Origin of the sequence: Stenotrophomonas sp. SI-NJAU-1 (assembly GCF_020883215.1) — a bacterium.
Lineage (GTDB): Bacteria > Pseudomonadota > Gammaproteobacteria > Xanthomonadales > Xanthomonadaceae > Stenotrophomonas > Stenotrophomonas indicatrix.
Map to the genome: position 1 here is coordinate 1,586,639 of NZ_CP086598.1, position 21,539 is coordinate 1,608,177.

Genomic DNA, 21,539 nt, shown 5'->3' on the forward strand with positions numbered 1-21,539 from the left:
AGGCCCGGCCGACAATCCCTCAATTGCGCTGGAACAACGCCTGCACATCCCTGCGGAACGCCGCCTGGCTGTCAGCCCGGCTGTAGAACATGTGCCCGCCCGGATAACTGCGCACCTGCACGCGGTCCGGGTTGCTGCCCATCGTCGGCATCTGGTCCACCGTCAGGATCGAGCCCATGAACGGGCAGGACAGGTCATTCCAGCCATGCACGATCAGCACCTGCAGGTGCGGGTCGATCGCCACGGCCTGGCGCAGCTGGGTCACCGCGCCCTCGCGCAGATCGCCATTGCGATCCCACAGACGGTTCACGTCGTAGTTCAGCGCCTGGTAGCGCGCATCCACCTTCCAGCCGACCTCGCGGGTAACGAAGTCGACCATCGCGGTGGTGGTCGGGGCGATGATGCTGTCCAGCAGCGGATCGTTGGCGCGCTGCTCCGGATCGTTCGGGAACGGATCGAACGCAGTGACGTTGGAATCGTAGCGGCTGCCCAGCGTGCCCTTGTCGCGGAACACCTCGCGCAGGTAGGCCTGGGTTTCCAGGCGACCGCCGGCGCGGCGCACGAACTGCGGGTCCAGCCCGGTGAGCTCGGTCACCCGGCGCAGCATCGCCTCGGTCGCCTGCGGATCGCTGCGGCCCTTCATCAACGCGGTGGCGTAGTCGCCGCGGGTGTATTCGACCACCTCGCGCATCGCCGCGTCGGTCAGCTTGCCCTGGCGCTCCAGGTGCGCGGCAGCGATCGACGGCAGGGTCTGCATCCACGCCATCGGCGAGACATCGGCGTTGTCTTCCAGGGTCGGGCTCAGGTAAGGCGACACCAGCACCAGGCCGTTCATCGCCACGCCCAGCCGCGTCTGCAGGAAGTGGGTGATGCGCGGGCCGCGATAGCCGCCATAGCTCTCGCCGGTCAGGTACTTGCGCGAGGCCATGCGCTGGTTGCGCAGCAGCCAGTCGTAGATCGTGCGCGAGAGGTACTCGACATCGGCACTGGGCGTATACAGCTGCTTCTTCGCCTCCTCATCGCCGATGCGGGCACGGCTGAAGCCGGTTCCGACCGGATCGATGAACACCAGGTCGGTGAAGTCCAGCCAGGTGCCGGGATTGTCGTGCAGCTTCGCCGGCGCCGATGCGCTGTCGCCTTCCGAACCGAAGGTCACCACCTTCGGGCCGATGGCACCCAGGTTGAGGTACACAGAAGATGCGCCGGGGCCGCCATTGAGAGCGAAGGTCACCGGCCGGTCCTTGCCCGGCATCGTGTAGGCGGTGAACACCACATCGGCGATCACCTTGCCCTTCGCATCGCGTACCGGCAGGGTGCCGACGGTGGCGGTGTAATCGAGGGTGCGCCCAGCCAGGCGCATGCTCTGGCGAGCCGACGCATCGGCCGGCAGGGGCGCGGCTTCGGTCTTTTCTTCTTTCGTTTCGGAGGCGCCGTCAGCAGCAGGCGCGGCCAGCACGCAGGCAGGGGCGATCAGCAGGCCGACGCAGAGCGCGGCAGAGTGCAGCAGGAACTTCATGGCACCGGAACGGCAGCGGAAGGGACCCCGATGCTAGGGCGGGGTGCCGCGCACCGTATGTGTCCAAAGGCATGGGCCAGCGTTGTGGCCTGATCCGGTCAAGCGACGGTGGCTGAGCGCACCGCGTCGTCGGCCAGCAGCCCATACACGGCCGAGTCGGCCAGTTCACCCTGGATACGCCAGCGCTGCCGCAGCAGGCCTTCGCGGTGGAAACCCAGGCGCTCGAGCACGCGTGCCGAGGCGTGGTTGCGTGGATCGATCTCCGCTTCCACCCGGTGCAGCTGCAGGGTATTGAACAGATAGTCCAGCACCTGCTGCAGCGCTTCGTGCATGTAGCCGTGACCCTGCCTGGCAGGCGCCAGCAGATAGCCTATTTCCGCGCGCGCCGCATCCCGATCCAGGGCAAACACCACGCAGATGCCCAGCAGCGGGCCGTCCACCGATTCGCGCAGGGCCAGCTTCAACTGCGTGCCGGTGGCCTGGGCAGCCAGGTCGTCGTCGATCTGCGCACGTGCTTCGGCCGGACGCGTCCACGCCGGGTGGTTCCACCAGTGCATCACGTCCGGGTCGGACTGCAGGGCGAACAGGGCCGCGGCGTCATCGCGGCGAATGGGGCTCAGCACCAGGCGCGCGCTGTGCAGCGGCAGCCCGGGGAACAGCAGTGAGTTGGCGGGCAATGGGGTCGTCCACGCGGATGAACGCGCATTATGGACCCGCAGGGTTTGCCGATGGCGGCCGATCCATCGGCCCGGTAGTGCCGGCCGCTGGCCGGCAACCCAAGTATCCCGGTGGTTCAAGAAAAGCAGCCGGCCAGCGGCCGGCACTACCACCGGTCCGGGAATCAGACTTCCAGCGAAGCCAGATCGCCCGCGCCGAGTGAACAATGCCCGCACGGCGAGGTTGGGGCCGTCGCCACGGCCCCGTGCAATGACGCACCGGAATCAGACTTCCAGCGAAGCCAGATCGCCCGCGCCGAGTGAACAATGCCCGCACGGCGAGGTTGGGGCCGTCGCCACGGCCCCGTGCAATGACGCACCGGAATCAGACCTCCAGCGAAGCCAGATCGCCCTTGCTCTCCAGCCAGCCCTTGCGATCCGACGCACGCTTCTTGGCCAGCAGCATGTCCATCAGTGAATGGGTCTGCTCGCCATCGTCGATGGTCAACTGCACCAGGCGACGGGTGTCCGGATGGATGGTGGATTCACGCAGCTGCGGCGGATTCATCTCGCCCAGGCCCTTGAAGCGGGTCACGTTGATGGCGCCCTTGATCTTCTCGCGTTCGATCTTGTCCAGCATCGAGCGCTTTTCTTCCTCATCCAGGGCGTAGAACACCTGCTTGCCCACGTCGATGCGGAACAGCGGCGGCATCGCCACGAACACGTGGCCGGCATCGACCAGCGCCGGGAAGTGCTTCAGGAACAGTGCGGTCAGCAGCGTTGCGATATGCAGGCCGTCGGAGTCGGCGTCGGCCAGGATGATCACCTTGCCGTAGCGCAGGCCGCTGATGTCTTCCTTGCCCGGGTCACAGCCGATGGCCACCGCCAGGTTGTGCACTTCCTCCGAGGCCAGCACGCTGTTGGAGGACACTTCCCAGGTGTTGAGGATCTTGCCGCGCAGCGGCAGGATCGCCTGGAAATCCTTGTCGCGGGCCTGCTTGGCGCTGCCGCCTGCCGAGTCGCCCTCGACCAGGAACAGTTCGGTGCGCGACAGGTCCTGGCTGATGCAGTCGGCCAGCTTGCCGGGCAGGGCAGGGCCCTGGGTGACCTTCTTGCGGACGACCAGCTTCTCGGTCTTCAGGCGCGCACTGGCGCGCTCGATGGCGATCTGCGCGATCTTCTCGCCCAGCTCTACGTTCTGGTTCAGCAGCAGGCTGAACGCATCGTGCGCGGCGCCTTCGACAAAACCGGCGGCCTGGCGCGAGGACAGGCGTTCCTTGGTCTGGCCGCTGAACTGCGGGTCGGTCATCTTCAGCGACAGCACGAACGACACGCGGTCCCACACGTCTTCCGGGGCCAGCTTGACGCCGCGCGGCAGCAGGTTGCGGAAGTCGCAGAACTCGCGCAGCGCTTCGGTCAGGCCGGTGCGCAGGCCGTTGGCGTGGGTGCCATGCTGTGCGGTGGGAATCAGGTTGACGTAGCTTTCCTGCACCAGCTCGCCTTCCGGCAGCCAGGCCACGGCCCAGTCCACGATCTCGGTGTCTTTCTTCAGGTTGCCCACGAACAGATCAGCCGGCAGCGACTCGCGATCGCCCAGCTCCAGCTTCAGGTAATCGCGCAGGCCATCCTCGTAGTACCAGGTGTCGACCTCGCCGGTGGCTTCGTCGGTCAGCTTGACGGTCAGGCCCGGGCACAGCACGGCCTTGGCGCGCAGCAGGTGCTTGAGCGCGCGCACGGCGAACTTGGGCGTATCGAAGTACTTCGGGTCCGGCCAGAAGCGCAGGCGGGTACCGGTGTTCTTCTTGCCGACGGTGCCGACCACTTCCAGCGGCGAGGCGCGGTCGCCGTTGCGGAAGGTGATGCGGTGTTCGGCACCGTCGCGCTTGATGTGGATTTCCACCAGGGTCGACAGCGCGTTGACCACGCTGACGCCGACGCCATGCAGGCCGCCGGAGAAGGTGTAGTTGTTGTTGTTGAACTTGCCGCCGGCATGCAGGCGGGTCAGGATCAGTTCGACGCCCGGGATCTTCTCTTCCGGATGGATGTCCACCGGCATGCCGCGGCCATCATCGCTGACCTCCACGCTGCCGTCCTTGAACAGGGTGATCTCGATCGAGCGGGCGTGGCCGGCGAGGGCTTCGTCCACCGAGTTGTCGATCACTTCCTGCGCCAGGTGGTTCGGGCGCGCGGTGTCGGTATACATGCCGGGGCGGCGCTTGACCGGGTCAAGGCCGGACAGGACTTCAATATCGGCGGCGTTATAGCGGGCGTTCATCTGTCTTCGAAAGCGTGGAGCGACGGGCAAGTGTGCGGTCTGGACCGGGAATTTGCACGCCTGCGGTTCAGCCTCGTTGGCGGGGAGGGGGTAAAATGGCAACCGCTGGAACCGAACACCGGCGCCCCCCACATCCGAGCCATACCGCGAGGAGGACTCCATGAAGAAGTTGCTGACCATTGCGATCCTGGCTGCCGCCGCTGTTGCAGTGCCGATGGTGCTGGCGCAGAACGCCGGCCAGCCTGCTCCGCAGCAGGGTGACCAGGCCGACAAGGCGCAGTCCGAAGCCGAGGCCAAGGCCAAGCGCCGCGCGCAGGCCAATGCCGAGATGAAGGCCAAGGGCCAGCCGGTGCCGCAGCAGGAAGAAGAGGAAGAGGCACGCAAGAAGAAGTAATTCTTGTGCCCTTCGAGGCCCTTGCCACAAGGGTTTCCCCCTCGAACGCCCCGCCCAGCGGGGCGTTTCTTTTTGCCGATGGCGCCATCTGCCCCTTGGGTTGGCGGCCATCTATCTGTAAACTATGGCTTTCCGGGAGTAAGTGCGTGTCCACCATTTGCGAATGGGCTGGCACGGCCAAGCGTGGCCTCCAGCAAAGCGGGTCGCAGGTGACGGTCGAAGTGACCGGCACGGCCGCCCCGACCTCGCAGGGTGGTTCCCCGCTGGCGCATTGCGCTGGCCGGGCCCGCGCCTCCCTCGCTGCTCCAGCGAACCGGAAAACCCCCTTTCTGCTCCGCGCCCGCCCCCCGGGCAGGCGTGGCGCTGCCGTTTTCCATTTCCAGACAGGATGCTTGCAGCCATGACTCCCTTGATTTTCGTAACCGGCGGCGTGGTGTCCTCGCTCGGCAAAGGTATTGCCGCCGCGTCACTGGCCGCCATTCTCGAAGCGCGTGGCCTGAAGGTCACGATGATGAAGCTCGATCCGTACATCAACGTCGACCCGGGCACGATGAGCCCGTTCCAGCACGGTGAGGTGTATGTCACCGACGACGGCGCCGAGACCGACCTCGACCTGGGCCACTACGAGCGCTTCGTGCGCACCCGCCTGAGCCGCAAGAACTCTGTCACCACCGGTCGCATCTATGAGGAAGTGATCCGCAAGGAGCGCCGCGGCGACTACCTGGGCGCGACCGTGCAGGTCATTCCCCACATCACCGACGAGATCCGTCGCTGCATGGACGAAGCCACCGAGGGCTTCGACGTGGCACTGGTGGAGATCGGCGGCACCGTCGGCGACATCGAATCGCTGCCGTTCCTGGAGGCGATCCGCCAGGTGCGCACCGAGCGCGGCCCGGAAAAGGCGCTGTTCATGCACCTCACCCTGGTGCCGTACATCGCCGCCGCGGGTGAACTGAAGACCAAGCCGACCCAGCACTCGGTGAAGGAACTGCGTTCGATCGGCATCCAGCCGGACGTGCTGCTGTGCCGTTCGGAACAGCCTGTACCGGATTCGGAGCGTCGCAAGATCGCCCAGTTCACCAACGTCTCCGAGCGCGCGGTGATCAGCGTGCCCGACGTCGATGTGCTGTACCGCATTCCGATGGGCCTGCACGCACAGGGCCTGGACGAGATCGTCATCAACCAGCTGAAGCTGGCCGACAAGGCCGGCCCGGCCGACCTGTCGATGTGGGAAGACGCCGTCGATGCCACCCTGCATCCGCTGGATGCGGTGACCATCGCGGTGGTCGGCAAGTACGTCGACCACCAGGACGCCTACAAGTCGGTCGGCGAAGCGCTCAAGCACGGTGGCCTGCGCCAGCGCACCAAGGTTACCCTGAAGTGGCTGGAAGCGCAGGACCTGGAAGGCAGCGACATGTCCGCGCTGGCCGATGTCGACGGCATCCTGGTGCCGGGTGGTTTCGGCGACCGTGGCTTCGAAGGCAAGGTGCTCACCTCGCAGTACGCCCGTGAGCACAAGGTGCCGTACTTCGGCATCTGCTACGGCATGCAGGCTGCGGTGGTCGACTACGCGCGCCACGTGGTGGGCCTGGAAGACGCCAACAGCACCGAGAATGATCGCCAGTCGCCGAACCCGGTGATCGGCCTGATCACCGAATGGCGCACGGCCACCGGCGACGTGGAAAAGCGTGACGACAAGAGTGACCTGGGTGGCACCATGCGCCTGGGCCTGCAGGAGCAGCGCCTGAAGCCGGGCACGCTGGCCCGCGAACTGTACGGCAAGGACGTGGTCGCCGAGCGCCACCGCCACCGTTACGAATTCAACAACCGCTACCGCACCCAGCTGGAAGACGCCGGCCTGGTGATCGCCGGCAAGTCGATGGACGACACCCTGGTGGAAGTGGTTGAACTGCCGCGCGACCAGCATCCGTGGTTCCTGGCCTGCCAAGCGCATCCGGAATTCCTGTCCACCCCGCGTGATGGCCACCCGCTGTTCATCGGCTTCATCCGTGCCGCGCGCGAGCGCAAGGCCGGTGGCAAGCTGCTGCAGGAAGTGCGCGCCTGACTTGTCATGGGGGCCGCCGGCCCCCAATCTTGCTCGCTTCTATTCCCAGCGCAGCGGCACTGCCGGTGTAGGGGACAACAAGGAAACACCATGAAACTGTGTGGATTCGAGGCCGGACCGGCGCAGCCCCTGTTCCTGATCGCCGGCTCCTGCGTGATCGAATCGATGCAGCTGCAGCTGGATACCGCCGGCAAGCTGAAGGAAGTGACCGACAGGCTCGGTGGGAACTTCATCTTCAAGTCCAGCTTCGACACGGCCAACCGTACCCCCTGCACGGCCCTCCGTGGCCTGGGCATGGAAGAGGGCCTGAAGGTGATGGCAGGGGGCACGAAGCAGATCGGCGTGCCGGTGCTTACCGACGTGCACGAATACACCCCGACGGATGAACTGGCCTCGGTGGTGGATGTGATGCGGCCCTTGGCGTTCCTGGTCCACCAGGCGCAGACGGGCTTCAACTGCTTCTCGCGCTTCCCGTGAGCCAGCACCCGCAGGCGGCGCTGAAGATCCAGCGTCGTCGCCGGCGCTGGCGGCAGTGGCCGTGGGGCCCGATCGCACTCGGCCTGGCATTGCTGTCGGTGTCGGGTGTATTCGCCATCGGCATGCTGTTCGGTGCCGGCATGCGCCCGTCGAGTGCCGGCGGTCCGGTAGTGAACCTGATGCCCTTCGTCATCGCCCTGGCGGTGGCCGAAGTGCTGACCATTTCCGCAGGGTTTTTCGCCGCGGTGCTCGGCTGGCGCCTGAACCGGGGCAGGGTTACCGCTGCGCTGGCGATGGTCGTGCTGTCGCTGTGGGCGGGCATCCTGCTGCACGATCTTCTTTGATGAATACGATGCCTGAACCCTCGCGCAGCTGGCCGTGGGGCCTGATCGCCCTGTTGCTGTCGGTGCTCGCCTGGGGCGGCTTGCTCGTGGGCGTGCTGGCCTTCGCCGCCAGCTTCCGTCCGCCGGGGGATGGCAACAACGGCGTGCAGGCCATGCAGTACTGGATGCTGGGCGCGCTGGTCACGCTGGTGCTGTCCTTCGTGGGCAGCCTGGTGGCGATGGTGATGGCCTGGCGGCGCCGGCGCGGGCCGGTGTGCGCGGCCATTGCCGGTGCCCTGCTGGTGATGCTGGTGTCGCTGCTGCTGATCGTGATCGGGTCCAGCTGGGGCTGATGCCCATCACGCCATTTGGCAAGTGAGGGGTAGCCGGGGATAATCACGCGGCATTCGTTTTTGTCGCCCCCTCTCCATACAGGTAACCGGCCCGACCATGAGTACGATCCGCAGCATCCATGCCCGTGAAATCCTCGACAGCCGTGGCAACCCCACGCTGGAAGCCGAAGTCACCCTGGAGGACGGTTCGTTCGGTCGCGCCGCGGTTCCCTCCGGCGCATCGACCGGCACCAAGGAAGCGGTGGAGCTGCGTGACGGCGACAAGACCCGTTACCTCGGCAAGGGCGTGCGCAAGGCCGTCGACAACGTCAACGGCGCCATCGCCAACGCACTGAAGGGCTTCGAGGCTACCGACCAGGCCGGCCTGGACCGTCGCCTGATCGATCTGGATGGCACCGAGAACAAGGGCCGCCTGGGCGCCAACGCCCTGCTGGGTGTTTCCATGGCCGCCGCGCACGCCGCCGCTGCCTCCAGCAAGCAGGCGCTGTGGCAGTACCTGGCCGGCAAGACCGGCGCGACCCCGTCGCTGCCGGTGCCGATGATGAACATCATCAACGGCGGCGCGCACGCCGACAACAACGTCGATTTCCAGGAGTTCATGGTGCTGCCGGTCGGCTTCACCTCGTTCTCCGAAGCGCTGCGTGCCGGTACCGAAATCTTCCATTCGCTGAAGTCGGTGCTGAAAGGCCACGGCCTGAGCACGGCGGTGGGCGACGAAGGCGGCTTCGCGCCGGACTTCCGCAGCAACGTCGAAGCGCTGGACACCATCCTCGAAGCCATCGGCAAGGCCGGCTACACCGCCGGTGAAGACGTGCTGCTGGGCCTGGACGTGGCCTCCAGCGAATTCTTCGAGAACGGCAAGTACAACCTGGTCGGCGAGAACAAGCGCCTGACCTCCGAACAGTTCGTCGACTTCCTCGCCGACTGGGCCGCGCAGTACCCGATCATCACCATCGAAGACGGCCTGGCCGAGAACGACTGGGCGGGCTGGAAGCTGTTGACCGATCGCATCGGCAAGAAGGTGCAGCTGGTCGGCGACGATCTGTTCGTCACCAATCCGAAGATCTTCCAGGAAGGCATCGATTCGGGCACCGCCAACGCGATCCTGATCAAGGTCAACCAGATCGGTACCCTCAGCGAAACGCTGGAAGCGATCGCCATGGCCGACCGTGCCGGCTACGCCGCCGTGGTCTCGCATCGTTCGGGTGAAACCGAGGACACCACCATCGCCGACATCGCGGTGGCGACCACCGCTACCCAGATCAAGACCGGCTCGCTGTGCCGCAGCGATCGCGTGGCCAAGTACAACCAGCTGCTGCGCATCGAGGAAGCCCTCGGTGCCGGCGCGCGTTACGCTGGTCGCGACGCGTTCGTGTCGCTGAAGCGCTGAGCCGATGCGCGACTGGCGCTGGCTGCTGTTGTTGCTGGCCCTGCTGCTGGCATGGCTGCAGTACCGTTTCTGGTTCGGCCCGGGCAATTCGGGTGAAGTGATGATGCTCGAAGCCCAGGTCGCCAACCAGGAGCGGGACAATGACGGTCTGCAGCAGCGCAACGATGCGCTTGCTGCCGAAGTGAAGGACCTCAAGGAAGGCCAGTCCGCCATCGAAGAACGCGCGCGCAGCGAGCTGGGCATGATCAAGCCCGGCGAGAAGTTCTATCGCGTCGTGGAAGATGCACCGACGCCTCCGGCGCAGCCTGCGCCGGTCGCGGCCCCGGCCGGTGACCATCCGGCGGACGTGCCATGAGCGCGGCGATCTGGGTGGTTGTTCCGGCCGCAGGGCGCGGCACACGTTTTGGTGCGCCGTTGCCCAAGCAGTACCTGCAGGCGGGCGGGCAGACCCTGCTCGCCCACACCCTGGACGCACTGCTGGCACACCCGGCCGTGGCCGGGGCGATGGTGGTGATCGGTGCGGACGATGCCGACTGGCCGGGCTGGAGCGAATGGGCCGGAAAGCCGGTGTTGACCTGCACCGGTGGCGCCACCCGCGCCGCCTCGGTGCTGGCGGGGCTGCAGGCCTTGCCGGACAGCGTGCGTGCCGATGAATTCGTGCTGGTGCATGACGCGGCGCGTCCGAACCTGTCGCAGGCCGATCTTGGCCGCCTGCTGGAAGTGGGTCGCACCGATCCGGTCGGCGCCATCCTGGCCGCGCCGGTACGCGACACGCTCAAGCGTGCTGGTGATGATGGTGGCATCGACGGCACCGAGCCACGTGAGCGCCTGTGGCGCGCACTGACGCCGCAGCTGTTCCGCCGCCACCAGCTGATCCGCGCACTGTCCGAGGCCGCAGCCGCAGGTATCGATGTGACCGACGACGCCATGGCCATGGAGCGCCAGGGCCAGCGCCCGCTGCTGGTGGAAGGCAGCGAGGACAACTTCAAGGTCACCACCCCGGCCGATCTCGATCGTTTCGAATTCGTACTCTCCCGCCGCGCCGGCTGAACGCCCGCGCGGCCCTGCTGCAAGGGCTGCATCCATGAGCACCTCCCCGTTCCCGCCCGTCCGTATCGGCCAGGGCTACGACGTCCATGCCTTCGGTGAAGGCGACCACATCATGCTCGGTGGCATCGCGGTGCCGCACAGCTGCGGCGTGCTTGCGCACAGCGACGGCGACGTCATCCTGCACGCGTTGTGCGACGCCATGCTCGGTGCGATCGCGCTGGGCGACATTGGCCAGCACTTCCCGCCCACTGACGACCGCTGGAAGGGCGCGGACAGCAGCGAGTTCGTGCGCCATTGCGATGGCCTGCTGCGTGAGCGCGGCTGGCGTGTCGGCAACACCGACATCACCGTGATCTGCGAACGGCCCAAGGTCGGCCCGCATGCGCTGGCCATGCGCGAGCGCATCGGTGAACTGTTGCAGCTGCCGTTGAATGCAGTGAGCGTCAAGGCCACCACGTCCGAGAAGCTGGGCTTCACCGGCCGTGGCGAAGGCATCGCCGCGCAGGCGGTCGTGCTGCTGGTGGCCGCATGATCCCGTTGCCGCTCGCGTTCGGTGCGCCGCTGCTGCAGGCGCGCATCCGCACCACGCCGGAAGATTTCCAGGTCGATGAGCTGCCCGCTTTCGAGGCGACCGGTGAAGGCGAGCATCTGCTGCTGCATGTCCGCAAGCGTGGGGCCAATACGGTGCACGTGGCCAAGGTACTGGCCAAGTGGGCAGGCCTGCCGGAAATGGCGGTCAGCTATGCCGGCATGAAGGATCGCAATGCGGTCACCACCCAGCGTTTCAGCGTACATCTGCCCAAGCGCGTCGCGCCCGATCTGGCCGAGCTGGCCAGTGACGAGATCGAGGTGATCGACTCCACCTGGCACAACCGCAAGCTGCAGCGCGGTGCGCTGGCGGGCAACCGATTCAGGCTGGTGCTGCGCGACGTGCAGGGTGACGCTGCGGCAATCGACGAGCGCCTGCAGCAGATCGCCATGCGCGGCCTGCCGAACTGGTTCGGCGAGCAGCGCTTCGGGCGCGATGGCGGCAACGTTCCCGCTGCGTTGGCGATGTTCGGTGGCCGGCGCATGCGCAAGGACCAGCGTTCGCTGCTGTTGTCGGCGGCGCGTTCGGCCTTGTTCAACCGCGTGCTCGCTGCACGCGTGGAGCAGGGCAGCTGGGACCAGCCGCTGCAGGGCGAAGTGTGGATGCTTGATGGCAGCCGCAGCGTATTCGGCCCCGAGCCCTACAGCGACGTGCTGGCCGAGCGCCTGGCGCGCTTCGACATCCACCCCAGTGCTCCGTTGTGGGGCGAGGGTGAGCTGCGCAGCAGCGACGCCGCCCGTGAGCTGGAACTGGCAGCGCTGGATGATGACGAATCCAAGGCGCTGCGCACCGGCCTGGAAGAGGCGCGGCTGAAGCAGGAGCGGCGCGCGCTGCGGTTGCGTCCAGCGCTGCTGCAGCACCAGTGGCTGGCCGCGGACGTACTGGAGTTGTCCTTCGCGCTGCCGCCAGGCTGCTATGCCACCGCGGTTCTGCACGAGCTCGGCCCGGTCGAAGACGCGTCGCAGGCCTGACGGAAATGGTGGCGGAGGCGAAGAGCATCCACGCATGCCGTGGATCCACTTTCCTCCGCCCGCCACAGTAGATCCACGCCATGCGTGGATGCGTTACCTCAACGCCGCGCCAGCAGCACCAGCATGGCGCCGGTGCCGCCTTGCCCGGTCGGGGCGGAATGGAACGCCAGCACGTCGTTGCGCAGGCGCAGCAGGCGATCCACCAGGTTCTTCAGCACCGGTGCGCTGCCATCGGACTGCAGGCCCTTGCCGTGGATGATGCGCACGCAGCCGTACTCGTGGGCGTGCGCCTCCAGCAGGAACTGGCGCAGCATCATCTCGGCCTGCGCGGCGGTGGCGCCGTGCAGGTCCAGTTCGTCCTGCACCGAGTACTGTCCGCGCTTCAAGCGCTGGAACAGGCGTGGCGGCAGGTTGTCGCGCCGGTAGCTGGCAACGTCGCCCGCTTCCAGCGGGGCGTTGTCGCGCAGCAGCCGGGCGAACTCACCGGCGGCTTCCGCGTCGTCGCGCTCGGCCATGCGCGCACGCGGCCTGGGCCGCGGCGCAGCAGGCGCGGGCTCCACTTCCTTGCGCAGCGGCGTCACTTCGCCGATGGCGGCACGGAACAATGCAGCCGGATCTTCGTCTTCAGGGTGCGACATGCGCACAGGGTAAACCGCCTGCGCGGGTCTGCCTATGACCGTTCGATGTCGGCCGTGACCGCAGACAGGGTAGGACCCAGCGCCCGCTTGCGGCACAATAGTCGGCGCACTTGCGGAGCTGCCGCCTCCCTGGAGGAGACGGGCCGGCTTCGCCCACGTTGCAAGGTGACGGGATCGAATTCTTGGAAAATCAAGCGGTTAAATCGAAGATGCGCATCCTGGTCAGCAATGATGACGGTGTCGACGCGGCGGGCATCCGGATGCTTGCATCCGTGCTGCGCGAGGCCGGGCACGAAGTCACGGTGGTCGCACCGGACCGCGATCGCTCCGGCGCCAGCAATTCGCTGACCCTGGATCTGCCGATCCGGCTCAAGCGCATCGACCACTACACCGTGTCGGTGGCCGGCACGCCCACCGACTGCGTGCACCTTGCGCTGACCGGCCTGCTCGAATTCGAGCCTGACATTGTCGTGTCCGGTATCAACAATGCCGCCAACCTCGGCGACGACGTGATCTATTCCGGCACCGTCTCGGCGGCGATGGAAGGTCGTTTCCTCGGCCTGCCTGCAGTAGCGGTGTCGCTGGTGACCCGTAACCACGACCCGAAGCATTTCGAGACGGCGGCGCGTGCTGCGGTGGAGATCGTTGCCCGCCTCAAGGCCGATCCGCTGCCGGCCGACACCATCCTCAACGTCAATGTGCCGGACCTGCCGTGGAGCGAGGTCAAGGGCTTCGAAGTCACCCGCCTGGGCAACCGTCATCGCGCCGAGGGCTGCATCGCGCAGAAAGACCCGCGCGGCAACGAGGTGTACTGGATCGGTCCGGCCGGCCGCGAGCAGGACTCCGGCCCGGGCACCGATTTCCATGCGGTACGCACCGGCCACATTTCGATCACCCCGATCCAGGTTGACCTGACCCGCTACCAGGCACTGGAAAAGGTCGCCAGCTGGGTCGGCGGCCTCAGCGCCGCGCTGGACCGGCCGGCATGAGCCCACGCCTGCGCCTGCAGCCGGAAGCAGTCGGCATCGGCATGACATCGCAGCGCGTGCGCGACCGCCTGGTCGACCGCCTGCGCGAAGCCGGCATCGTCGACGAGTCGACGCTGAACGCGATCCGGGTGGTGCCGCGCCATCTGTTCATCGATGAGGCCCTGGCCTCGCGCGCCTATGAAGACACCGCGCTGCCGATCGGCCACGGCCAGACCATTTCCCAGCCGTGGGTGGTCGCGCGGATGACCGAGGCCGTGCTGCAGGTGGCGCCGAAGAAGGTGCTCGAAGTGGGTACCGGCTCGGGCTACCAGGCCGCCGTGCTCGGTGCGCTGGGGCTGGAGGTCTATACCGTCGAGCGCATCGGTGACCTGCTGCGGCAGGCGCGCAAGCGCTTCCGCGCGCTGGGCATGAACATCCGCACCAAGCACGACGACGGCCGCGTGGGCTGGGCCGAGCATGGCCCGTTCGACGCCATCGTGGTTACCGCCGCCGCCCCGGCACTGGTCGATGCGCTGGTCGAGCAGCTGGCCGCAGGTGGGCGCCTGGTCGCCCCGGTCGGTGGCGCGGGCGCACAGTCGCTGGTGCAGCTCGACCGCAAGGACGACGGCAGCATCGAACAACGCGTGCTGGCGCCGGTCACCTTCGTGCCGCTGCTGTCTGGCATGCTCGATTGAATCCACGGAGCAGGGTTGCATGAAGATTTTCGGGCCGCTGTACGAGCGGGCGATGAAGTGGGCCGCGCATGAGCGCGCGCCGACTTACCTGATGGTGCTGAGCTTTTTCGAAGCCATCATCTTCCCGGTGATGCCGGAAGTGATGCTGGCGCCGATGTGTGTGGCCCAGCCCAGGCGCGGCTGGTGGTTCGCCACCCTCAGCCTGGCCGGCTCGATGGTCGGCGCGCTGGTCGGCTACGCGCTGGGCCACTATGCGTTTGAAGCGGTCAAGCCGATGTTCGAGGCGCTGGGCATGCTGCCGGCGATCGAGCAGGGCATCGCTACCGTGCAGGCCAAGATGGTGGAGTCGCCTTGGGCGGTGTTCACCTTCCTGGTGCTGGGCGGCTTCATGCCGATTCCGATGAAGGTCTTCACGTGGGCATCGGGTATCGTCGGCGTGCCGATGCCGCAGTACCTGTTGAGCATGTTGATCGGTCGTGGCAAGCGCGTGTTCGTGCTGGCTGCGGTCATCCGTATCGGTGGTGCGCGCGCCGAAGCTGCGCTGCGCCGATGGATTGAACCGCTGGGCTGGATCGCCACCGCGTTGGTGGTGGTGCTGATCGCCTGGCTTGTATGGAGGTCGAAGTTCGCATGAGTGCAGATCGTCTGAGCAAGGGAGTGCGCATCGGCGCGCTGGCGTTGCTGGTATCCACCCTGGCCGCCTGTGGCACCGCCACCGTGGTCCGGCCCAGTGGCGGCGGCAGCAGTGGCGTCAGCACGCCGAAGACGTCGGTGCCCAAGCCGGGGCAGACGGTGGTCGTGCGCAAGGGCGACACCATCTATGCGCTGGCCCGCATCCACGACATCACGCCGGCCGACCTGATCGCCTGGAACAGCCTGGTCAACCCGTCGACCATTTACCCGGGGCAGGTGATCCGCCTGTATCCGGCCGGTTCCGGTGGCGGCCGTGCGCCGACCACCGTGGTCACCGCGCCGCGTCCGGCTGGCAGCACGTCTGGCGGCAGTACCGCGCCGACGCCGGGTCCGGCTGGTCCGGTCAAGAGCAACATCGCCTGGCGCTGGCCGGCCGATGGCGCAGTCGTGGGCCGCTACGTGGCCGGCGATGCGACCAAGCAGGGCGTGGACATCGCCGGCACCAGCGGCGCGCCGGTGAAGGCCACGGCCAATGGCGTGGTGGTGTATTCCGGCGCCGGCCTGGTCGGCTATGGCGAGCTGATCATCATCAAGCATAGCGATCAGTGGCTGTCGGCCTATGGCCACAACCGCAAGCGCCTGGTCAATGAAGGGCAGAGCGTGAAGGCCGGCGAGCAGATCGCCGAGATGGGCCGTACCGGCGCCAACCGGGACATGCTGCACTTCGAGATCCGCTACAACGGCAAGCCGGTCGACCCGCAGCAATATCTGCCGGCGAAGTAACCGGCCGCTCTTTCTCCGGGCGGATCCCCGGCCCGGCGCAGCGCGCCGGGCGTTCGCCAAGGGCGCGTCCCATGGGCCGCAAGCGCCCTCGGCTCACCCGCTACAACGGCAAGCCGGTCGACCCGCAGCAGTATCTGCCTGCGAAGTAACCGGCCGCTCTTTCTCCGGGCGGATCCCCGGCCCGGCGCAGCGCGCCGGGCGTTCGCCAAGGGCGCGTCCCATGGGCCGCAAGCGCCCTCGGCTCACCCGCTACAACGGCAAGCCGGTCGACCCGCAGCAGTATCTGCCTGCGCGCTAGCGCGGGCAGATACGGGTAGCGCCGGGCCATGCCCGGCGGCTGTACGCCGCAATGCAGCACTGCCCGAGCATGGGCTCGGACGCTTACATATGCGCAACGTGTTCAGGTAGCGCCGGGCCATGCCCGGCGACCTCGGGCCTCAGCCTTCCAGGATGAAGGCGGCCGCCACCTTGCGGCCTTCGCCGGCAAGGATGTTGAAGGTGCGTGCGGCAGCCGGATTGTTCATCACTTCCAGTCCGATGCCGCGCGACAGGCAGGCGGCCATGACGACCGCCGGCGGGAACGCCTGGCGCTCGCCGGTGCCGAGCAGTATCAACGCCGGCTTCAGTGCCAGGATCGGCTCCAGGTCAGCCAGCTGCAGCGCCGTGACGTCGGTCACCGGCCACTGTTCGACCAGCTGGTCCGGGGTCAGGAAGAAGCTGTTGCCCAGAACGCGATCATTCACCCGTGCCGAGCGACCGTCAGCGGCGCGCAGGCTGTAGGCGTAGTCGGGCAGTTCATGGTTCAGCTGCATGGCAGGGTCCGATCAGCCGCGCGGCAGCACGATCTGGCGGTGTTCCTTGCTCGGGCGATACAGCACGGCCACATGGCCGATACGCTGCACCAGCGCACTGTCGGTGGCCTGCACGATCTCGCCAATCATCACGTCGCGGGCGTCACGGTCTTCGGCGGCAACCTTCACCTTGACCAGTTCGTGGCGTTCCAGCACTTCGTTCAGCTCGGTCAGGAAGGCCGGAGTGACGCCCTTGCCGCCGGTCTGCAGCAGGGCCTTCAGGTCGTGGGCTTGGCCGCGCAGGAAACGGGTCTGGGAAGGGGTCAAGGCAGTGGGCATGCAGAAAACACGGTTGAATGGGACGATCAGGGTATCATGGCGACCCCATCAGCCCCTATTTCCAATGGCGACCCGCAGCAAAAGCAGCCAGCGCTGGCTCAAGGAACACTTCTCCGATCCCTTCGTGAAGAAGGCCCAGGCCGAAGGCATGCGCTCCCGTGCGGCCTACAAGCTTGAAGAACTGCTCGAACGTGACCGGCTGCTGAAGCCGCACATGGTGGTGGTCGACCTCGGCGCGGCCCCGGGTGGCTGGTCTCAGCAGGTGCGGAGACAGATCGGCGATACCGGACGTGTGCTCGCTCTCGACATCCTGGACATGCCGCCGCTGGCCGGCGTGGAGTTCCTTCACGGTGACTTCAGGGAAGAAACCGTCCTATCGCAGTTTGAAGCCATGCTCGGGGATCAGCCGGTAGACCTTGTGCTGTCGGACATGGCCCCCAATAAGAGTGGTGTGGGCGCGGTCGACCAGCCGCGGATGATGCACCTGGCGGAGCTGGCGCTGGATTTTGCCGACAACCACCTCAAGACCGGTGGGGCGTTCCTGATCAAGCTGTTCCAGGGCGAAGGCTTTGACGACTACGTGCGCGAGATGCGCCGCCGGTACGACAAGGTTTCCATCCGCAAGCCGGAAGCCTCGCGCAAGCGCTCTCCCGAGGTGTATGCCTTGGGTCAGGGAAAACGCGCCCACATGAAGTAAGCTCGACCCCGTAAGCTCGACCCCAACGCAACGCCAGCACTAAGAGGAACACCGGAGCCAATGAGGATGAACGACTTGACCAAGAACCTCCTGCTATGGGTGGTCGTCGCCGTCGTGCTGATGGTGGTCTTCCAGAGCTTCTCGCCCAAGACCTCCGGGGCCGGGGCGCAGGGCGCTTCGTATTCGCAGTTCCTGGACCAGGTGGATAGCGGCAACGTGCAGAAGGTCGCCTTTGGCGGCGATACGCGCGGCGGTACCAGCCAGATCACCTACACCACCCGTGGTGGACAGTCGTCCACCATCACCGCGCCGTTCGATCGCGACCTGATCAACGTGCTGCGCACCAAGAACGTCGAGATCGTGCAGGAAGAGCCGTCCAGCGGCATCTCCCTCGGCGCGATCCTGATGAATTTCCTGCCGGTCATCCTGATCATCGGCTTCTGGCTGTTCATCATGCGGCAGATGCAGGGCGGTGGCGGCGGTGCCAAGGGCGCGATGTCCTTCGGCAAGTCGCGCGCCAAGCTGCAGGGTGAAGACCAGATCAAGGTCACCTTCGCCGATGTTGCCGGTTGCGACGAGGCCAAGGAAGAAGTCGGCGAACTGGTCGACTTCCTGCGTGACCCGTCCAAGTTCACCAAGCTCGGCGGCAAGATCCCGCGCGGCGTATTGATGGTAGGCCCGCCGGGTACCGGCAAGACGCTGCTGGCCAAGGCCATTGCCGGTGAAGCCAAGGTACCGTTCTTCTCGATCTCCGGTTCGGACTTCGTGGAAATGTTCGTCGGCGTCGGCGCCAGCCGTGTGCGCGACATGTTCGAGCAGGCCAAGAAGCACGCGCCGTGCATCATCTTCATCGATGAGATCGACGCCGTCGGTCGCCACCGTGGTGCCGGCCTGGGCGGCGGTCATGATGAGCGCGAGCAGACCCTGAACCAGCTGCTGGTCGAGATGGACGGTTTCGAAGGCGGTGAAGGCGTGATCGTGATCGCCGCCACCAACCGTCCGGACGTACTGGACCCGGCGCTGCTGCGTCCGGGCCGCTTCGACCGCCAGGTCGTGGTCGGCCTGCCGGACGTGAAGGGCCGCGAGCACATCCTCAAGGTGCACATGCGCAAGCTGCCGCTGGCCGACGATGTCGTGCCGATGGTGATCGCGCGTGGTACGCCGGGCTTCTCCGGCGCCGACCTGGCCAACCTCTGCAACGAGGCCGCCCTGTTCGCCGCCCGTGGCAACGAGAAGGAGGTCCGCATGGACCACTTCGATCGCGCCCGCGACAAGATCCTGATGGGTGCCGAGCGCCGCTCGATGGCCATGAGCGAGGAGGAGAAGACCCTCACCGCTTACCACGAAGCCGGCCATGCCATCGTTGGCCGCCTGGTGCCGGAGCATGACCCGGTCTACAAGGTCACGATCATTCCGCGCGGCCGTGCGCTGGGCGTGACCATGTACCTGCCGGAAGGCGACAAGTACTCGATGAACCGCGTGGCGATCCAGTCGCAGCTGTGCTCGCTGTACGGTGGACGCGTGGCCGAAGAACTGATCTTCGGTACCGACAAGGTCACCACCGGTGCGTCCAACGACATCGAGCGTGCCACCAAGATGGCCCGCAACATGGTCACCAAGTGGGGCCTGTCCGAGCAGCTCGGCCCGATCGCCTATGGCGAAGAGGACGATGAGGTGTTCCTGGGTCGTTCGGTGACCCAGCACAAGAGCGTGTCCAACGACACTGCCCGTCGCATCGACGAGGAAGTGCGCAACATCCTCGACAAGGCGTACGCCCGCACCACCGAGCTGCTGACCGAGAACATCGACAAGCTGCACACGATGTCGCAGCTGCTGCTGCAGTACGAAACCATTGATGCGCCGCAGATCGACGCGATCATGGAAGGTCGTGATCCGCCGCCGCCGATGGGCTGGAACAAGTCCAACAAGGATGGCGGCAACAACGACAAGGGCGGCGATGCCCGTCCGTTGCCGCCGATCGCCGGTCCGGCCGAATCGATCTGACGGCCTGCCGTACGCAATGCAAGACGAGGCCGGGGCAACCCGGCCTTGTTGTTTCCGGGCCCCGGCCCATCCGATCCTGACAGTCCGCTGGAGTCCGCATGTCCGCCCCCAAGCCTGAACCGATTTCCCACACCACCGAGATGGTGATCGCCACCGTAGTCGGCGTCACTGTCGGCCTGACCGTGGACAATCTGCTGCTCGGCTGTGGCGTGGGTATCGCGGTGGGTATCCTGCTGAGCATCATCAAGACGCTGTACGTGGACCGGAAGCGTCGCCGGCAGCGGTGAGGTTTGCCGGCAGGGCGGCGCCCTGCACCTGCCGAAGCGGTAGTGCCGGCCGCTGGCCGGCAACCTCAACAGCAAAAGCAACCGCAGCATTCCGTGGGATGGCGGGGTGGGTCCGGTTGCGGGGGGGCGCTGCAAGTACGTCCATGTAGGCTCGGTCGCCGCTTGCTCGTGTGCGCTGTCCTGCGCACACGGCAAGACCGGGGTTGGGCGTCCTGCCCAGCCCGCCCGAGGCATGCCTCGGGCCCATGCGGCTCACGCCCCCGCAATCGGACCCACCCCGCCTTCGAGAGTTTCCCGGTGGCCAGTAGATCCACGCCATGCGTGGATGAATCTCCATCGGAATCGAATATCTCGACAATTGAACGAAGAGCATCCACGCATGGCGTGGATCTACCGTGTCGACCAAGGTCGACACCTACCAACAGCGGCCCTACAGCAGGGGGAAATTGTCGAAGGCGGGGCGGTGTCGGATTGCGGGGTGTCCGCGCCATGGATGGCGCGGCCAAGCCTTATCTGATTGGAATCTGGCACCGTAGGTGTCGAGAGCCGGCGTGGGCCGCCGTGTAAGCCTGGATCTCAACGATCGCCATGTAGCTTGGCGCCCACGCCGGAATCTCCCTTGATCCGCCCGAACAGTTGCTGGAGCTGACACTCGCAGTGATAAGACTGGGCAAGCGGGGAGCTCTCGACCCTTCCAGACTATACGGAGTCCGGTGATGAACGGGATCGGGATTGATGTCAGCAAGCGCCAGCTGGACGTTGGCACGACAGACGGAAAGACCCTGCAGGTCAGCAATAGCCGCTCCGGCTTTGCTGAATTGGACCTCTGGCTGCAAGGGCATCCGGCCGTCCAGATCGTGCTGGAGGCCACTGGTGGCTACGAACAGCCTGTGCTGGACTTCCTGCACAACGCTGGTCATCCGGTGGTCCGCGCCAATGCCCTGCGGGCGCGGAAACTGGCCCAGGGGCTTGGCCACATGGCCAAGACCGACCGTTTGGATGCCTATGCCTTGGCCAAGATGGCCGCGCTGGTGAAGCTGCGTTCCTATCAGCCACTGGAGCCTTGGCAGCGGGAAATGCGTGACTTCGTGCGGGCACGCCGACAGGCGATGCACGCGCTGACCGTCGCGCGGCAGCAGCAGGAAATGGTGGGTAATCGTGAATTACGCCGACTGCTTCAGGCCAACATCACTTGCTTGCAGAGAACGGTGGAACGTTTGGGAAAGCGGATTTCCGAACAGGTTTCCAAGCAGCCTCAACTGGCTGTCCTGAAGTCGATGAAAGGTGTTGGCCCGGGCCTGCAGGCCGTGTTGGCCAGCTATCTTCCCGAGCTGGGCAAGATCAGTGGCAAGGCCGTGGCCAGCCTGGTCGGTGTGGCACCGATGTCCCATGACAGCGGGACCATGCGTGGCAAACGAAGCATCCATGGCGGCAGGGCTGAGATCCGTCAGGTGCTCTACATGGCCAGCATGTCGGCCATGCGGCATGAACCTCGCCTGCGGGACTTTTACCAGTCGCTGCGAGCGCGGGGCAAGGAAGGCAAAGTGGCCATCGTGGCGGTGATGCGGAAGATGCTGGTGATTCTCAACGCCCGTATGCGTGACGCTCAAGGCGGATCGATCCCCGCCTGAGCGCACCAGAGGGC

At 66.2% G+C, this 21,539-nt stretch carries 23 protein-coding genes and 1 pseudogene; 18 read left to right on the plus strand and 6 right to left on the minus strand.

The window, feature by feature from the left end; all coding sequences use genetic code 11:
• Positions 1-19: 19 nt before the first annotated feature.
• The 3 genes from LMF57_RS07395 to parE form a co-directional block, all read right to left on the minus strand.
• The gene (locus LMF57_RS07395; RefSeq protein ID WP_117310064.1) at positions 20-1,516 is read right to left on the minus strand and encodes a S10 family peptidase; all 1,497 of its coding nucleotides are present in this window, start codon (positions 1,514-1,516) and stop codon (positions 20-22) included.
• Between the two features lie 98 nt (positions 1,517-1,614).
• The gene (locus tag LMF57_RS07400; protein ID WP_229291155.1) at positions 1,615-2,193 is read right to left on the minus strand and encodes a GNAT family protein; all 579 of its coding nucleotides are present in this window, start codon (positions 2,191-2,193) and stop codon (positions 1,615-1,617) included.
• Positions 2,194-2,557: 364 nt separating this feature from the next.
• Positions 2,558-4,447, minus strand: a complete 1,890-nt coding sequence (gene parE / locus LMF57_RS07405; protein ID WP_025878894.1) for a DNA topoisomerase IV subunit B — start codon at positions 4,445-4,447, stop codon at positions 2,558-2,560.
• Positions 4,448-4,607: 160 nt separating this feature from the next.
• On the opposite strand from parE, the gene LMF57_RS07410 reads away from it, so the two are divergent.
• The 10 genes and pseudogenes from LMF57_RS07410 to truD all read left to right on the plus strand — a co-directional run bounded on the left by LMF57_RS07410 (position 4,608) and on the right by truD (position 12,059).
• A complete protein-coding gene (locus LMF57_RS07410) occupies positions 4,608-4,841 on the plus strand; it encodes a hypothetical protein (protein WP_025878895.1) in 234 nt (77 codons plus the stop codon).
• Between the two features lie 400 nt (positions 4,842-5,241).
• The gene (locus tag LMF57_RS07415; protein WP_117310066.1) at positions 5,242-6,906 is read left to right on the plus strand and encodes a CTP synthase; all 1,665 of its coding nucleotides are present in this window, start codon (positions 5,242-5,244) and stop codon (positions 6,904-6,906) included.
• Between the two features lie 90 nt (positions 6,907-6,996).
• Positions 6,997-7,344, plus strand: a pseudogene (locus LMF57_RS07420) (3-deoxy-8-phosphooctulonate synthase); the annotation flags it as partial.
• Between the two features lie 35 nt (positions 7,345-7,379).
• Complete coding sequence (locus LMF57_RS07425; protein ID WP_229291156.1) at positions 7,380-7,727, plus strand: hypothetical protein; 348 nt, start codon at positions 7,380-7,382, stop codon at positions 7,725-7,727.
• Complete coding sequence (locus tag LMF57_RS07430) at positions 7,727-8,059, plus strand: hypothetical protein (RefSeq protein ID WP_117310068.1); 333 nt, start codon at positions 7,727-7,729, stop codon at positions 8,057-8,059. Before LMF57_RS07425 ends, LMF57_RS07430 begins: the two co-directional genes overlap by 1 nt.
• A gap of 97 nt (positions 8,060-8,156) precedes the next feature.
• The gene (gene eno / locus LMF57_RS07435; RefSeq protein ID WP_032976506.1) at positions 8,157-9,449 is read left to right on the plus strand and encodes a phosphopyruvate hydratase; all 1,293 of its coding nucleotides are present in this window, start codon (positions 8,157-8,159) and stop codon (positions 9,447-9,449) included.
• Positions 9,450-9,453: 4 nt separating this feature from the next.
• Entirely contained in the window at positions 9,454-9,804 is a 351-nt protein-coding gene (gene ftsB / locus LMF57_RS07440; RefSeq protein WP_117310070.1) for a cell division protein FtsB, read from the plus strand.
• A complete protein-coding gene (gene ispD / locus LMF57_RS07445; protein WP_033830799.1) occupies positions 9,801-10,499 on the plus strand; it encodes a 2-C-methyl-D-erythritol 4-phosphate cytidylyltransferase in 699 nt (232 codons plus the stop codon). Before ftsB ends, ispD begins: the two co-directional genes overlap by 4 nt.
• A gap of 34 nt (positions 10,500-10,533) precedes the next feature.
• The gene (ispF, locus tag LMF57_RS07450; protein ID WP_229291157.1) at positions 10,534-11,031 is read left to right on the plus strand and encodes a 2-C-methyl-D-erythritol 2,4-cyclodiphosphate synthase; all 498 of its coding nucleotides are present in this window, start codon (positions 10,534-10,536) and stop codon (positions 11,029-11,031) included.
• Positions 11,028-12,059: a tRNA pseudouridine(13) synthase TruD gene (gene truD / locus LMF57_RS07455; protein WP_229291158.1), complete on the plus strand. Its 1,032-nt coding sequence runs from the start codon at positions 11,028-11,030 to the stop codon at positions 12,057-12,059. Before ispF ends, truD begins: the two co-directional genes overlap by 4 nt.
• Before the next feature lie 98 nt (positions 12,060-12,157).
• On the opposite strand, the gene LMF57_RS07460 is transcribed toward truD, so the two are convergent.
• The gene (locus tag LMF57_RS07460; RefSeq protein ID WP_032976509.1) at positions 12,158-12,697 is read right to left on the minus strand and encodes a Smr/MutS family protein; all 540 of its coding nucleotides are present in this window, start codon (positions 12,695-12,697) and stop codon (positions 12,158-12,160) included.
• A gap of 209 nt (positions 12,698-12,906) precedes the next feature.
• On the opposite strand from LMF57_RS07460, the gene surE reads away from it, so the two are divergent.
• Genes surE through LMF57_RS07480 form a run of 4 tightly spaced genes read left to right on the plus strand, consistent with a single transcriptional unit; the run spans position 12,907 to position 15,776 of the window.
• Positions 12,907-13,686, plus strand: a complete 780-nt coding sequence (gene surE / locus LMF57_RS07465; RefSeq protein WP_025878905.1) for a 5'/3'-nucleotidase SurE — start codon at positions 12,907-12,909, stop codon at positions 13,684-13,686.
• The gene (locus tag LMF57_RS07470; RefSeq protein WP_025878906.1) at positions 13,683-14,360 is read left to right on the plus strand and encodes a protein-L-isoaspartate(D-aspartate) O-methyltransferase; all 678 of its coding nucleotides are present in this window, start codon (positions 13,683-13,685) and stop codon (positions 14,358-14,360) included. The genes surE and LMF57_RS07470 overlap by 4 nt, the downstream gene beginning before the upstream one ends.
• Positions 14,361-14,379: 19 nt before the next feature.
• On the plus strand, positions 14,380-14,994 hold the full coding sequence (locus LMF57_RS07475) for a DedA family protein (protein ID WP_117310072.1): 615 nt from the start codon (positions 14,380-14,382) through the stop codon (positions 14,992-14,994).
• Positions 14,991-15,776, plus strand: coding sequence for a peptidoglycan DD-metalloendopeptidase family protein (locus LMF57_RS07480; RefSeq protein WP_117310073.1), 786 nt, complete (start codon positions 14,991-14,993; stop codon positions 15,774-15,776). The genes LMF57_RS07475 and LMF57_RS07480 overlap by 4 nt, the downstream gene beginning before the upstream one ends.
• 437 nt (positions 15,777-16,213) lie before the next feature.
• Here LMF57_RS07480 and LMF57_RS07485 read toward each other — a convergent pair whose 3' ends face one another.
• Both LMF57_RS07485 and yhbY read right to left on the minus strand, forming a co-directional pair.
• On the minus strand, positions 16,214-16,588 hold the full coding sequence (locus LMF57_RS07485; protein ID WP_208082923.1) for an Mth938-like domain-containing protein: 375 nt from the start codon (positions 16,586-16,588) through the stop codon (positions 16,214-16,216).
• Positions 16,589-16,600: 12 nt separating this feature from the next.
• A complete protein-coding gene (yhbY, locus tag LMF57_RS07490; RefSeq protein WP_025878910.1) occupies positions 16,601-16,906 on the minus strand; it encodes a ribosome assembly RNA-binding protein YhbY in 306 nt (101 codons plus the stop codon).
• A 64-nt stretch (positions 16,907-16,970) separates the two neighbouring features.
• On the opposite strand from yhbY, the gene rlmE reads away from it, so the two are divergent.
• The 4 genes from rlmE (at position 16,971) to LMF57_RS07510 (ending at position 21,525) form a co-directional block, all read left to right on the plus strand.
• On the plus strand, positions 16,971-17,603 hold the full coding sequence (gene rlmE, locus LMF57_RS07495; RefSeq protein ID WP_008265654.1) for a 23S rRNA (uridine(2552)-2'-O)-methyltransferase RlmE: 633 nt from the start codon (positions 16,971-16,973) through the stop codon (positions 17,601-17,603).
• A gap of 66 nt (positions 17,604-17,669) precedes the next feature.
• Complete coding sequence (ftsH, locus tag LMF57_RS07500; RefSeq protein WP_162887629.1) at positions 17,670-19,607, plus strand: ATP-dependent zinc metalloprotease FtsH; 1,938 nt, start codon at positions 17,670-17,672, stop codon at positions 19,605-19,607.
• Between the two features lie 98 nt (positions 19,608-19,705).
• Positions 19,706-19,894 carry a hypothetical protein gene (locus tag LMF57_RS07505; protein ID WP_229291159.1) on the plus strand — a complete coding sequence of 63 codons (189 nt, stop codon included), beginning with the start codon at positions 19,706-19,708 and terminating at the stop codon, positions 19,892-19,894.
• Positions 19,895-20,610: 716 nt separating this feature from the next.
• Positions 20,611-21,525, plus strand: a complete 915-nt coding sequence (locus LMF57_RS07510; RefSeq protein ID WP_117310880.1) for an IS110 family transposase — start codon at positions 20,611-20,613, stop codon at positions 21,523-21,525.
• Positions 21,526-21,539 lie beyond the last annotated feature (14 nt).

Excerpts from the sequence above, each read along its gene's own strand:
- ftsH (WP_162887629.1), top strand. The coding sequence starts at position 17,670 with ATGAACGACTTGACCAAGAACCTCCTGCTATGGGTGGTCGTCGCCGTC.
- truD (WP_229291158.1), top strand. The coding sequence starts at position 11,028 with ATGATCCCGTTGCCGCTCGCGTTCGGTGCGCCGCTGCTGCAGGCGCGC.
- LMF57_RS07395 (WP_117310064.1), bottom strand. The coding sequence starts at position 1,516 with ATGAAGTTCCTGCTGCACTCTGCCGCGCTCTGCGTCGGCCTGCTGATC.
- yhbY (WP_025878910.1), bottom strand. The coding sequence starts at position 16,906 with ATGCCCACTGCCTTGACCCCTTCCCAGACCCGTTTCCTGCGCGGCCAA.
- eno (WP_032976506.1), top strand. The coding sequence starts at position 8,157 with ATGAGTACGATCCGCAGCATCCATGCCCGTGAAATCCTCGACAGCCGT.
- ispD (WP_033830799.1), top strand. The coding sequence starts at position 9,801 with ATGAGCGCGGCGATCTGGGTGGTTGTTCCGGCCGCAGGGCGCGGCACA.
- LMF57_RS07410 (WP_025878895.1), top strand. The coding sequence starts at position 4,608 with ATGAAGAAGTTGCTGACCATTGCGATCCTGGCTGCCGCCGCTGTTGCA.
- LMF57_RS07430 (WP_117310068.1), top strand. The coding sequence starts at position 7,727 with ATGAATACGATGCCTGAACCCTCGCGCAGCTGGCCGTGGGGCCTGATC.
- LMF57_RS07480 (WP_117310073.1), top strand. The coding sequence starts at position 14,991 with ATGAGTGCAGATCGTCTGAGCAAGGGAGTGCGCATCGGCGCGCTGGCG.
- ftsB (WP_117310070.1), top strand. The coding sequence starts at position 9,454 with ATGCGCGACTGGCGCTGGCTGCTGTTGTTGCTGGCCCTGCTGCTGGCA.
- LMF57_RS07510 (WP_117310880.1), top strand. The coding sequence starts at position 20,611 with ATGAACGGGATCGGGATTGATGTCAGCAAGCGCCAGCTGGACGTTGGC.
- parE (WP_025878894.1), bottom strand. The coding sequence starts at position 4,447 with ATGAACGCCCGCTATAACGCCGCCGATATTGAAGTCCTGTCCGGCCTT.
- LMF57_RS07505 (WP_229291159.1), top strand. The coding sequence starts at position 19,706 with ATGTCCGCCCCCAAGCCTGAACCGATTTCCCACACCACCGAGATGGTG.
- LMF57_RS07415 (WP_117310066.1), top strand. The coding sequence starts at position 5,242 with ATGACTCCCTTGATTTTCGTAACCGGCGGCGTGGTGTCCTCGCTCGGC.
- LMF57_RS07460 (WP_032976509.1), bottom strand. The coding sequence starts at position 12,697 with ATGTCGCACCCTGAAGACGAAGATCCGGCTGCATTGTTCCGTGCCGCC.
- LMF57_RS07475 (WP_117310072.1), top strand. The coding sequence starts at position 14,380 with ATGAAGATTTTCGGGCCGCTGTACGAGCGGGCGATGAAGTGGGCCGCG.
- rlmE (WP_008265654.1), top strand. The coding sequence starts at position 16,971 with ATGGCGACCCGCAGCAAAAGCAGCCAGCGCTGGCTCAAGGAACACTTC.
- LMF57_RS07470 (WP_025878906.1), top strand. The coding sequence starts at position 13,683 with ATGAGCCCACGCCTGCGCCTGCAGCCGGAAGCAGTCGGCATCGGCATG.
- LMF57_RS07485 (WP_208082923.1), bottom strand. The coding sequence starts at position 16,588 with ATGCAGCTGAACCATGAACTGCCCGACTACGCCTACAGCCTGCGCGCC.
- ispF (WP_229291157.1), top strand. The coding sequence starts at position 10,534 with ATGAGCACCTCCCCGTTCCCGCCCGTCCGTATCGGCCAGGGCTACGAC.
- surE (WP_025878905.1), top strand. The coding sequence starts at position 12,907 with ATGCGCATCCTGGTCAGCAATGATGACGGTGTCGACGCGGCGGGCATC.